Origin of the sequence: Paenibacillus sp. FSL P2-0121, from assembly GCF_037975345.1 — a bacterium.
Lineage (GTDB): Bacteria > Bacillota > Bacilli > Paenibacillales > Paenibacillaceae > Paenibacillus_AQ > Paenibacillus_AQ odorifer.
Genome location: NZ_CP150245.1, coordinates 1,109,643 through 1,121,906, shown reverse-complemented (window position 1 = coordinate 1,121,906; position 12,264 = coordinate 1,109,643). Strand labels below are relative to the sequence as shown.

The window sequence follows — 12,264 nt, the reverse complement described above, 5'->3', positions numbered from 1 at the left end:
AAGTAAGTATCAGAAACAATATTCTGTCTGTACTACTTCGCTCAGCCCCTCACTCTTTCCTTCTAAAAAACGGAATTATCATAAATTACTTCTAAATTCTTCTAAGTTCTGGTATTTTTACTATAATTTCAGTCCCTTCCCCTTTCTCACTGCGAAACTCAGTGCATCCCTCCATCGCCTCAATAATCCGAAAGGTTACCATCAGTCCAAGCCCCGTTCCTTTGGTCTTATTGGAGTAATAAGGTTCCCCTAACCGAGCCAGCTCATTCCGGTTCATCCCTTCCCCATTATCATGAACACTGATTATTATATGTTTTCCAGACTTCCAGGCTGTGACTTTAATCAGCCCATTGTCCTTTAAAGCTTCAATACTATTTTTGAGAATGTTGATAAACGCTTGCTTGAACTTGGCAGATGATCCAGTAACGTAAAGTCCTGGCTGCAGATTAAGTTCAATGACGCCCCCTTGCAGATTCGCTAACGGAGAAAGAATACCCGTCACATGCCTCAACTCTTCGGACACATCAAGCTGCTCTACGGTTTCAAGTCCTGGTTTAGCGAAGGTTAGGAAGTCTGTAATAATGAGCGTAGCTCGATCCAGTTCTGTCACTGCCATTTGCAGATATTCCCGCTCCTTTTGATCTGAACGCTCCCCAAGAATCTGCAGAAACCCCCGGGTAACCTGCAATGGATTCCGTACTTCATGGGCAACCGAAGCTGCCAGCTCACTAATAATCTCCATCTTCTCCGAGCGCTGCAAATCATTATTGAACTTCTCAAGCTGATGGGAATATTCAATAAGCTGTTCATGGTTTCGAGTAAACCTTCTTCCCAGAATGACGATTAAGGCAATTACGAAAATCACCATTCCCCATTTCCACCAATATAATTGATAGGATTGCCCCGATGCATAGAACATGACCAGTTCACTAAGAGACATGAAAGCAAATATTGAGAACCCTGAAGTAAAAATAACAGCATCTACATTGCCACGGTTCGCGTGTATAAACGCTAAGCTGATCAAAAGTATAATTTGTACAATCATAAGGATACCTAGCACACTCGTAGTCATCAATCTATAAAAGTCATCTACCTGATAGGACAAAAGAATATTAATAACCATTAGGGAAAAACAAAATACAGAATAGACAATTTGAAACTTACGGAATCGTGTAACGATTCTCTTTTTCCCTGGACCAAATATTTTCTCAAAATAAAATGTAAAGGATGGCAAAAGCGTATATAAAGCTACATCAAAGAAAACAAGTACGATCTCTCCATAATCGCCGAGGATTGTCGGCAGGAACGATGAATACGTTACCACTAAGACGCCAATGGATAAAATAATCAGCACCAATAGATATCCGCCTGAAAAATAGCCTTTTCTCATGAATAGCGAGCAGATCAGCAGTACAATCGCAATAAAAATAAGCGTCGTTCCAATGATCAGATCCATTAAGCCCTGCTTTACATAAACAGATAACAGCTCATCGTATTGGCCTACTCTTATTTCGCCGTGAATCCCTAAGTCTTTGCTGCCACCATGGGTCCATAAATATAGCTGTTGTCCTCCAACACTTTTGGACAGAGGAATGAAAACCTTACTGCCATTGAAATTAAAATCTTTTCCGGAATCATATATTAATTCGTTATTTAAATAAGCCTTAACATTATTTCCATATACTTTATCTATGAATAACGCAGATTTATCACTAATTTGTGGTAAAGTAAACCGCAGCCAGGCTGAGGTTGCTCCACTTGGAGTCTCTGGGCTTTTCCCATGAGGCATAACACGAGTCCATTCTTCATCAAGAGCTGCCACAGCTTCTTCAATATGATCTATTTCTATACGTTCAAATTTAATCTCCCAATTGGGCAGCGTAGAGTCTGATGATTCAGCACTCACTATCGCCGTACCAAAAGGAACCATAGCGGTCAGCAGTAGAATTAATAAAAAAGCAGCCGCTATATTGAGCTTTGGCAACTTCATCGTAGCACCTCAGTAATTCATTAGTTGTTTAAACGTTCATATATGCTTCTTAATTTCGACAAGCTTCGCACTATCCCTGCCTATTCTTGTAAATTTTCTCGAAAAAGAACGTTTTTCATCAGCTTTTGCTTTCACCCATTTTTTACTAATCCAATATAGACATACCCATTTATTGGATCAGCGATTCGATCATGGTCAAACGGGTAAAGATAAACATAGGAAGTTCAAATTTTATCATAAAAAAGGAGTGAACGGCTATGGATAGTTCACCAAATAAAACTGAAGCTGACTTTGAATATGAACGTTATATACAAGCTGATATGGATGAAGAGGATATTGTTGATGATGACGCAGATCCTGTCTTGGTTGGCGATAAATACTTGGCAGCAGATATTGGTTTAAACTCACCTAAGGATGTAATCGAAAGAGATGAGCTGGTGGAATCCGATGCATATCTAGCCGCTGAAACCGCAGGATTAACCCTAGATGATACGGATTATACTAAGGATGAGGAACTCTTGGAGATGGAAGAAGAAGATCAGCCGCTGGAGGATGTTCCAGATGCGGACGATGTATATCCAAATTCCATTATTGACCCTGCCTCCCCGCCAGTGGATGTTATGCCGGGAACAGACGTTTTGAACGGTTCGCAGGGAGAATAGCAGCTTAATATGAATAAAGCCGCCGGGCTGTGAGCCCGGCGGCTTTATGTTATTTCTAAATAACGACATGCTCATTGAGGTAGCAGTTAGCCCTGCATCGTTGTTGGCTGTTCTGCGGGACGAGCAGCGGCGATTTGTGCTTCCAGCTTGCGGGTCTTAACCAATATCGCTGCTACCAGCAGCATCACTCCATTGATTACAAACACCCAACGAATTGGAATAAACGCGCCCAATAAGCCGCCGATAATCGGTCCAGCCATCGTCGCAAGCTGAGATGCCGCCTGATTCAGGCCAAAGGCCCGTCCACGGAATCCCGGCTCAATTACTTGTACAATCATGGCATTGACTGACGGCAGCACACCTGCATAGAACAAGCCGTATGCAAAGCGAAGGATAGCGAACTCTACATAGCCCGAAACAAAAAACTGTAGAATATTACCGATCCCGCCCCCGATCAGACCAATAAATAAGATCATCCCAAAGCCTTTTCGGCTGCCGAGTCTGCCCCACTGCGGAGCCATCAGCACCGTAGCAATCCCCACAGCAGAGAATACGATTCCCGAGCTTAGCGAGGCACTATTTTTGGAGATCCCCATGTCCAGTAGATAAATTGGGATTAACGGTTCCAGAATCATAACGGAGAAGGTACTGATTCCCGCCAGCGAGAGCAAAGTAATAAAAGCTCGGTTACTTCTCGCTTCCCTGATATCATCACTTACATGTGACCTTGGAGCCGAACGGTCGAAGTTCTCCTCTTTTGCAAAAAAAGTAGCAATGAGCGCTGAGATAAGTACAATACCCGCTGAGAATAAAAAAGCAATCCGGTTGCTGGTATAATAGCTCACTACACCGCCAATTAATGGTCCAATAATACTACCTGTCGCTCCGGCTGTAGACATAATACTTAAAGCGTACCCCGTCTTATGCTCAGGTGTATTGGTGGCTACCATTGCAATAGCTGCTGGAACAAAACCGGCAAGCAGTCCTTGCAGCACACGCACAATCAAAAAAACATAAGGATCATGTACAAAATAATTAATAAGGTATAAAGCTGCCAGACTAAAACCCGAGCGAATAAGCATCGGTTTCCGACCATACTTGTCGGCTAGCGAACCCCAATAGGGAGAGATTAAAGCGCTGGCAAGAAAGGTTATTCCAAAACTAACCCCTGACCAAATCTCCAAATGATTCGAAACCCCAAGTTCGTCGCTCAAAAAAATGGAAAGGAAGGGAATCGAGATCGAATAAGCTGTACTACAAAAGAAAACCCCTACCCAAAGCACGATCAAATTCCGCTTCCACGAAAAGAGCATCCTATGCACATCCTTTCTCGATGTTCTCTTTGGAAACATCCTACCATTGTAAACTTCTTTTTAAGATGTGCCAATCCCAGAAGTCATAACTGACCTTTGCATGTAATAGGACAAAGGAGGTATTATGGGAAGTACCTACGAGATTATTCAATAAAAAGGAGAGATTATTTAGTGAAGTCTACACGAACAAAATCCGCTATTCTTCTGATCATGTTATGCCTGGTCATGGTTATTGCGGCAGGTTGCGGTAACAAGCCAAACAATAACAATGCAAGCAGTAATAATGGAAGCAGCGGATCAGCACCTGGGGAAGGTGCAGCCCCAGCTGAAGGCGTTCCTTCAGCTACGGCAAGTCATCCCTTAGTAACCATTGAAATGGAAGACGGGGATATCATCCAAGCTGAGCTATACCCTGAGGTTGCCCCTAACACCGTAAACAATTTCATCTCACTTATTCAAAAAGGATTTTATGATAACACTATATTCCATAGAGTAATTCCTAACTTCATGATTCAAGGCGGCGACCCTGATGGTACAGGTATGGGAGGCCCGGGTTACAGTATCGCCGGAGAATTCTCTGGCAACGGGTTCACCAATAACCTTCTGCATACAGAAGGTGTTCTATCCATGGCAAGATCACAGGCTCCTGACTCTGCCGGTTCCCAGTTCTTTATTATGGATGCAGCTTACCCTAGTCTAGATGGAAGCTACGCCGCTTTTGGTAAAGTAACTGAAGGTATCGAAGCTGTAAAAAGAATTGTGAGCCTGCCTCGTGACGGTTCTGATCGTCCAGATGAGCCACCAGTCATGAAAAAGGTGACGGTCGACACCTTCGGCGTCACTTACCCAGAACCGCAAAAGGTTCAGTAATTAGGAATAAGCAGAAACCACGTTACCGTCCTCGAAAGAGAATAAACGTTTCTTGTAGAAATAAAAGAACATAAAAAACTCGGCAGTCCCTCCGAAGTTGTAATCGGATGGAAATTGCCGAGTTTTTTATTACAGCTTATCCCCGCAGCTATCTTCTGCTAAGTGCATGTTGACCATTACGCAGGAAGGTGCTGCGGCTATTTCTTAATAGCGCTATCCGGTCCTCTGCAAGCTGGTTCGCAGCGGCATAAGTAGGTATTCCGTTCAAACGGGAAATTTCCATTACGCGGGTAATATTGTCGTAAATCTTCGCCACCTGCTTAAAGGCACGTTCCTTATTATAGCCGTTCAGCTCGTCCGCAATATTAATGACGCCACCTGCATTAATCACGTAATCTGGAGCATATACAATCCCCATCTCATGAAGTGCATCACCATGCGAGGAATCCTTCAGCTGATTATTAGCAGCTCCTGCAATCACTTTCGCCTTGATTACCCGTAAGGATTCATCGTTAATTGTCGCTCCAAGAGCGCAAGGAGCATAAATATCACAATCTACACTGATGATATCGCCTGGATCTACAGCCTTGGCGCCATAGGCCTCTACTGCACGTTGAACGGCTGGTTTATGGATGTCCGTTACGATAAGCAGTGCTCCTTCTTCATGAAGATGTTTGCACAGTGTAAAGGCCACGTTCCCCACGCCTTGAACAGCTACTGTCTTCCCTTCAAGCGAATCACTGCCAAAGGCGGCTTTAGCGGCTGCCTTCATTCCTTGGTAAACACCGTAAGCCGTTGCTGGTGACGGATTGCCCGAAGAACCGTACGTAGGTGAGGTGCCAGTAACATAATCTGTCTCTTGATAAATAATGTTCATGTCCTCTTCCGTAGTCCCTACATCTTCAGCAGTTATGTACCGTCCATTTAAACCTTGTATGTATCTTCCGAAAGCACGGAACATGGCTTCATTTTTATCCTTCTTGGGATCTCCAATGATTACTGTTTTCCCACCACCCAAATTCAGGCCGGATACTGCATTTTTATAGGTCATCCCTTTTGCTAATCGAAGCGCATCAACAATAGCTTCCTCTTCCGTAGCATAGGTCCACATCCGCGTTCCACCCAGTGCTGGTCCCAGTGTCGTGTCATGAATCGCGATGATCGCCTTTAATCCCGATGCCTTATCCTGACAAAATAATAATTCCTCGTAGTCGTCCCGTTCCAATGCTGCAAACAATTCCATTTCCAATATCCCCTATCCCTTTGTCATATTCCTCATGCTGGTTCAAAGTTCATGCAATTGGAAGAGGATCAGTTGGATCCCCTCCCAAAATATTGTAGCAGAATACGCCGTAAAACAAAAAGAACTCATGTCACCATCTTAACTACTGATGGGGCATGAGCTCTTTTTATCCAATCTACTCTCATAGACAGGATTTCTATTGTACAAAATACAACGCAACTGTCAAAATGCTTTACAGTTTAGCAATTGTCTCTGTAAGTACCGGTACGATTTGCGATTTACGGGATACTACACCCTTAAGAAGCGCTTTATTGTCATCAAGCTTCACGTTGTACGCCTGTTCTACTGCACCTGCAACACGGCCCAGAGCCAGACCCACCGAATCGTTGTTGAGGATATCTGTAACTACGAACAGGAACAGATCCAATTCTTTTTCAGCAATAATGGAAGTCAGTGCAGTTTCTAGTTCAGCCTGCTTGGAGAGTACATCATTAACGTCGACCGCGTTCACTTGGGCGATTTCTACTTTGTATTCACCCATTTTGAATTCCTTAGCATCCAAGGAGATCAGTTGAGCGATACTCTTGTCGCTAAGGTCAGCACCAGCCTTCAGCATATCAAGGCCGTAGCTTTCTGCATTTACACCAGCGATTTCAGCCAATTCGCGTGCTGCAGCTACATCTTCAGCGGTGCAGGTTGGAGATTTAAACAGCAAGGAATCAGAAATGATTGCAGACAACATCAATCCGGCGATGTCTTTAGGGATAGCTACACCGTTTTCTTTATACATTTTGTTAAGAATAGTAGCAGTACAGCCTACTGGCTCAGCACGGTAGTATAACGGATGTGCAGTCTCAAAATTAGCGATCCGGTGATGGTCGATAACTTCAATTACACGCACTCGATCAATGTCATTCGCACTTTGTTGGCGTTCATTATGGTCAACAAGAATAACCTGATTAGCTTCTCCAGCTACGTTCTCTACCAGACGAGGAGCCTCAACTCCGAAATGATCAAGCGCAAATTGCGTTTCACCACTAACGTCTCCCAGACGAACTGGCTCAGCATCCCAGCCTAATTCTTTTTTGAGTGCTGCATAAGCAATTGCCGAACAAATAGTATCCGTATCCGGATTTTTGTGTCCAAAGACCAATGTTTTTTCCATTTCCAATCTCCTTACTATGTTTTAGTGAGATTAATATACCATACATTGATAGCGGCTTCCAGATTGTGCGTGCTGAAAAAATGGTTTAGCCTCTCCCACCTACGGTTGTTCACGTCTGGTCTTTGGAAGCGGATCTGGTTTCGACTCACCATGCAGCGGTTCATTATCGGAGAAAAGATCAGGATTCTCTTTTAGCATCAGGCTTAAAATATCCGTCGTTTCTACTGTTCCACACACTCTAACTAGTGCATCCCCGAAGTTCCCCTTACGCATGGCACCGCCTTCCTCAAGCTCGCGTTCCACTTTCCAAAAATGCTCCGACCAAGAGAGACCACAATGTCTGCGAGAAGGCACCATGATTTCATCGCCACCCGGCGTCACCGTATATAATTCCTCATGACTATCCGTCATTCTGCCCGGAATATCCACCCACTCTTCAATACCGTGAATGAACGTATTCCGCCGCAGATCGACGCCTAGCAGTACTATTTCCGCCTTCCGATCAAGCAGCTTGCCCCACACTGAACCACGGGCGCATGGCGTATCCCAACGTTCATCCCCTGCAGTAAACGCCTCAGCATCAACACCCAAAGCCGCTACAGAGTGAGTCGGATGCCAAGAGCGGACAACACCTGGACGTTTTCTGAACAGCTCCGGTAATATCCCTACACAAGATGGGGAATCTTGAACAAAGAAGCGCGGATTATCCGCATTAATATAAGCCCATGTATGCGTTGGCAAAACAAGCAGCCCATCCTTCATATATTCACTGAGTGCATCCAGCACCGTGTTCGCGCCTCCTTCTACTTCGCCAACACTTTTTAACGAGGAATGAACTAGAATGGTCCCCCGTGGATCAATCCCTAACTCCTGTAATTGTTTCATCAAGCTTGTTGTTGTGTGCACTATACTCTCTCCTTATGTATGAATTAAATTTCATGAAACATTAATATCCACTTGCAAAAGTTTCTTATTACTATTAAAATTATAGTAACTTAATAATATTCACCAAAGATTCTATCGATATATTAAAAATAAATTAAAATAATCCACAAACCCAAAGCATTTACACGGAGGTAACTACCATGAGTTTAACGTTAAAAGGACTTCACCATGTCTCAGCTATTACAGGCAAAGCACAGGAGAACTTTAAGTTCTATACAGAGGTACTCGGACTGCGTCTCATTAAAAAAACAGTAAATCAGGATGATATTTCAGTGTACCATTTATTCTATGGAGATGAGAAGGGGAATCCCGGAACCGAATTAACCTTTTTCGAGCTTCCGATGGCAGGCCGCAACCGTGAGGGCAATAACAGCATCTCCGCGCTCTCCCTTCGAGTGCCAAGCGATGCCGCACTTACCTACTGGGAGCAACGCTTCACCGAGCTTAACGTGGAGCATGAGACGATACAGGAACTTGGTGGACGCCAGACTTTATCCTTCCGCGATCACGAGAGCCAACGTTTCATTCTCGTATCCGACGAAAATAATAACGGTGTTGCCGGCGGTACTCCTTGGGCTAAAAGCCCAGTACCTGCCCAATATGGCATTGTAGGCTTAGGACCCGCACATCTCACAGTAGAAAGTGCAGAACATACAGCGGTAGTGCTGGAGCAGTTGCTCGGCTTCCGCCGTATAGGAACCTACCCTTCAACAGTTGCCGGTCAGCCAGAAGTGCTCGTATTCGAGACTGGTGAAGGCGGATCAGGTGCTGAGGTTCATCTGGAGGAACGCAATGATCTGGAGCAAGAGCATTTGGGCCGTGGCGGGGTACATCACGTCGCATTCCGCGTAGATAATGAAGACGAATTGAAGCAATGGATCGAACACATCCGCCAGGCACAGCTTCCTAATTCCGGTTTCGTCGACCGCTTCTACTTCCGTTCCCTCTATTTCCGCGAGCCTAACGGCATCCTTTTTGAGTTGGCTACAGACGGACCAGGCTTTGCTACAGATGAGCCTATGGAAAGTTTAGGTGAATCCCTTGCGCTGCCGCCATTTCTGGAATCGAAACGCCAGCAAATCGAGGCGTATCTGAAGCCGCTGGATACTCGGCAATAAACCTCTTTCAGGTTACTAAATAAAAGGTGTGAGCCGCTTATGCGCTCACACCTTATTTTATTATTGAAGGTTAGTAACTTTCCCTACAATATCTAGTAGCTCCGACAGGTTTCGGATTTCGTATTTTGGCTGAACGCCGGACTCATTAATCTTACCTAGCGGGTTAAACCAGCAAGTATCAATCCCATAATTAATTCCGCCTTGAATATCAGAGGTTAAGGAATCACCCACAATCAATACTTTTTCCTTATCTTCTATCCCCAATTTGGCAAAAGCATAATCAAAAATCCCCGTCTCTGGCTTCTGACATCCTGCCTCCTCTGAGATAATGATCTGCTCAAATGTATCACTCAGCAGCGAGCCTTGGATTCTGGAAGTTTGCACATCCTTGATTCCATTCGTGATAATCGCCAGGCGGCAATCTGCAAGCTCTCCGCATAGCTCGATTGCTCCCTGCATCAGAAAGGTTCCTTCGCCTAAGAAACGTAGATAGGCCTCACTGAATGTTTCAGGATCAAGCTCAAGCGCATGTGCAGCAAACAACCGATTAAACCGCTCTACCCGCAGCGCCGCAGATGAAATCCTTCCTTGTTCTAGATCCCTCCACAATGCGTGGTTAATCTCTTGATAACTGGCAGCATAATCTGCTGCACCTGTGGGCATCCCAAAGTGTAGAAAGGCATTAGACAACGCGTGACTTTCTGCCATTCCATAATCAAACAACGTATCGTCGGCATCAAATAAAATAACATCGTATTTCATAAATATCCCCCAAAGGCTTTTCTCAACAAGGTACTACAGCGTTGCTGGCAAGTCAACTTCACACCCCTCACGACAAAATTTTACTTTTTTAAGGTAGATTTAATCGATCTGTGGTATTTTAAAAAGAAAACGGTGGTGAGCGTCATTTTATACGTTTTATCATTTCTAATGTCATTTCTTATCGTCTACTTTCTAATTCCGCCGCTCGGCAAGCTTGCTTTTCGGCTTGATTTTGTGGACAAGCCTCGGCAGGACGTTGAGCGTAAAATTCATAGAGAGCCCATTCCGCTAACGGCCAGCTACGCCATATTCATCGGATTTTTTATCACTTATCTGGTGTTCGCGCGTGATTTCTCCATGGAGACTGTCGCATTATTTGTAGGTGGCGTACTGTTGCTGACCATAGGCACAGTGGATGATTGGTACAAAACGAAAGGCAAAGATTTCCCAGCTCTGCCCAAGTTAATTGTACAAGTTAGCGCAGCGATCCTGGTTTATGTTTCTGGCAATGCCTTTACCGGATTCTACAATCCGTTCTCAGGCGATTATATCGTTTTGCCTGTCATTCTATCGTTTCTGCTGACGATTATCTGGATCTTCGGTGTAACCACAGTTATTAATTTCTCGGATGGCATGGACGGTCTGGCTGGTGCCTTGACGGCCATTTCGGCGATTACGTTATTTGTTGTCGCACTGGCAAAGGGACAATCCTCATCTGCCATTATGGCAATTTCACTGATTGGCGTTACGCTTGCTTATCTGCGCTACAATAAGCCGCCCGCCAAAATCTTTATGGGCGACGCCGGGGCAACCTTTCTCGGCTTCATCCTAGCGGTAATTGCACTCGACGGAGCGTTCAAGCAAGCCACCGTCCTGTCGCTGTTCATTCCGATTCTGGCGCTGGGCGTACCGATCTTCGACAACATTTTTGTCGTAGTCAAACGTTTCATCCAAGGCAAGTCCATTTATCAAGCCGATGCCACCCAGGCTCATTACCGCCTACTTCGGGCAGGCCTGAACCAGAAGCAGGTCGTTGCCGTGCTTTGCCTGATTAGTGTTTGCCTATCCTTATCCTCTATCATTCTGCTGCTGATTGAGACCTAATGTATTAGGACTAAGGGCATGTCTCATATACTGAGACTGCCCTTTGAAGTTACAAAAGGAGCCAGATTCCGATATGGAATCTGGCTCCTTTTGTGTTTGAGGGTAGCGAGAGATAGCTAAGATGCGAGAGTTTGCCAGAGCTTGCGGGATCTGCGGGATCTGCGGGATCTACAGAGATCCACAGCGATCCACAGCGAACTCTCCAGCCTTTATCCTTACGGACTCAGGCGCCGTTATTCGTGGATTTTCGGCCATTTAGTGGTGTTTTCGGACTCCAGAGACGCTATCTACTCAAAATGGACTCATAATCAGTCAATTTCCACCCAATAGCTGCATTGGAGTCCGATAGCGCACAAATAAGAGTGAATTGTTACTTTTAGCGACTCCTGTGTCCTTTAGCTCCATTTGCAGCGTTACTGCTCAGTCTTTCTAACCTACACTCTGCCGCTGGTTAAAACAGTTGCAATCTACGGGATCTACGGGATCTGCGGGATCTGCGGGATCTGCGGGATCTACAGAGATTCACAGCGATCCACAGTGATTCACAGCGAACTCTCCAGTCTTTATCCTTACGGACTCAGGCGCCGTTATTCGTGGATTTTCGGCCATTCAGTGGTGTTTTCGGACTCCAAAGACACTATCACACCAAATCGGACGCATTTTCAGTCTATTTCCACCCAATAGCTGCATCGGAGTCCGATAGCGCACAAATAAGAGTGAATTGTTACTTTTAGCGACTCCTGTGTCCTTTAGCTCCATTTGCAGCGTTACTGCTCAGTCTTTCTATCCTACATTCTGCCGCTGGTTAAAACAGTTGCAATCTACGGGATCTACGGGATCTACGGGATCTGCGGGGTCTACGGATCTACGGATTTACGTAGATCCATGGCCAATTCCCCAGCTTTTACTCTTGCGGACTCAGGCGCCGTTATTCGTGGATTTTCGGCCATTCAGTGGTGTTTTCGGACTCCAGAGACGCTATCTACTCAAAATGGACTCATAATCAGTCAATTTCCACCCAATAGCTGCATCGGAGTCCGATAGCACGCAAATTAGAGTGATTTGTTACTTTTAACGACTCCTGTGTCCTTT

General features: G+C 45.0%; 10 protein-coding genes. 4 read left to right on the top strand and 6 right to left on the bottom strand.

Annotated features, from left to right (window positions below; all coding sequences use genetic code 11):
- Positions 1 to 91 precede the first annotated feature (91 nt).
- On the bottom strand, positions 92 to 1,990 hold the full coding sequence (locus tag MKY54_RS04730) for a sensor histidine kinase (protein WP_076194178.1): 1,899 nt from the start codon (positions 1,988 to 1,990) through the stop codon (positions 92 to 94).
- A 257-nt stretch (positions 1,991 to 2,247) separates the two neighbouring features.
- Here MKY54_RS04730 and MKY54_RS04725 point away from each other — a divergent pair, with 257 nt between their 5' ends.
- A complete protein-coding gene (locus tag MKY54_RS04725) occupies positions 2,248 to 2,652 on the top strand; it encodes a hypothetical protein (RefSeq protein WP_051490926.1) in 405 nt (134 codons plus the stop codon).
- Positions 2,653 to 2,738: 86 nt separating this feature from the next.
- Here MKY54_RS04725 and MKY54_RS04720 read toward each other — a convergent pair whose 3' ends face one another.
- Entirely contained in the window at positions 2,739 to 3,965 is a 1,227-nt protein-coding gene (locus MKY54_RS04720) for an MFS transporter (protein WP_076194175.1), read from the bottom strand.
- 210 nt (positions 3,966 to 4,175) lie between these two features.
- Here MKY54_RS04720 and MKY54_RS04715 point away from each other — a divergent pair, with 210 nt between their 5' ends.
- Positions 4,176 to 4,835 (top strand): peptidylprolyl isomerase, encoded by a 660-nt coding sequence (locus MKY54_RS04715; RefSeq protein WP_339191122.1) that lies wholly within the window; start codon positions 4,176 to 4,178, stop codon positions 4,833 to 4,835.
- Positions 4,836 to 4,983: 148 nt separating this feature from the next.
- Here MKY54_RS04715 and MKY54_RS04710 read toward each other — a convergent pair whose 3' ends face one another.
- The 3 genes from MKY54_RS04710 to MKY54_RS04700 form a co-directional block, all read right to left on the bottom strand.
- Positions 4,984 to 6,078: a Glu/Leu/Phe/Val dehydrogenase gene (locus MKY54_RS04710; RefSeq protein ID WP_339189693.1), complete on the bottom strand. Its 1,095-nt coding sequence runs from the start codon at positions 6,076 to 6,078 to the stop codon at positions 4,984 to 4,986.
- Between the two features lie 232 nt (positions 6,079 to 6,310).
- Complete coding sequence (locus tag MKY54_RS04705; RefSeq protein WP_076129278.1) at positions 6,311 to 7,243, bottom strand: manganese-dependent inorganic pyrophosphatase; 933 nt, start codon at positions 7,241 to 7,243, stop codon at positions 6,311 to 6,313.
- Between the two features lie 99 nt (positions 7,244 to 7,342).
- Positions 7,343 to 8,149, bottom strand: coding sequence for an AAC(3) family N-acetyltransferase (locus MKY54_RS04700; RefSeq protein ID WP_076129279.1), 807 nt, complete (start codon positions 8,147 to 8,149; stop codon positions 7,343 to 7,345).
- A gap of 179 nt (positions 8,150 to 8,328) precedes the next feature.
- On the opposite strand from MKY54_RS04700, the gene MKY54_RS04695 reads away from it, so the two are divergent.
- Positions 8,329 to 9,306 carry a ring-cleaving dioxygenase gene (locus MKY54_RS04695; RefSeq protein ID WP_339189691.1) on the top strand — a complete coding sequence of 326 codons (978 nt, stop codon included), beginning with the start codon at positions 8,329 to 8,331 and terminating at the stop codon, positions 9,304 to 9,306.
- 60 nt (positions 9,307 to 9,366) lie between these two features.
- Here MKY54_RS04695 and MKY54_RS04690 read toward each other — a convergent pair whose 3' ends face one another.
- Complete coding sequence (locus MKY54_RS04690) at positions 9,367 to 10,068, bottom strand: YjjG family noncanonical pyrimidine nucleotidase (RefSeq protein ID WP_076304983.1); 702 nt, start codon at positions 10,066 to 10,068, stop codon at positions 9,367 to 9,369.
- A gap of 168 nt (positions 10,069 to 10,236) precedes the next feature.
- Here MKY54_RS04690 and MKY54_RS04685 point away from each other — a divergent pair, with 168 nt between their 5' ends.
- A complete protein-coding gene (locus MKY54_RS04685; protein WP_076129282.1) occupies positions 10,237 to 11,172 on the top strand; it encodes an MraY family glycosyltransferase in 936 nt (311 codons plus the stop codon).
- Positions 11,173 to 12,264 lie beyond the last annotated feature (1,092 nt).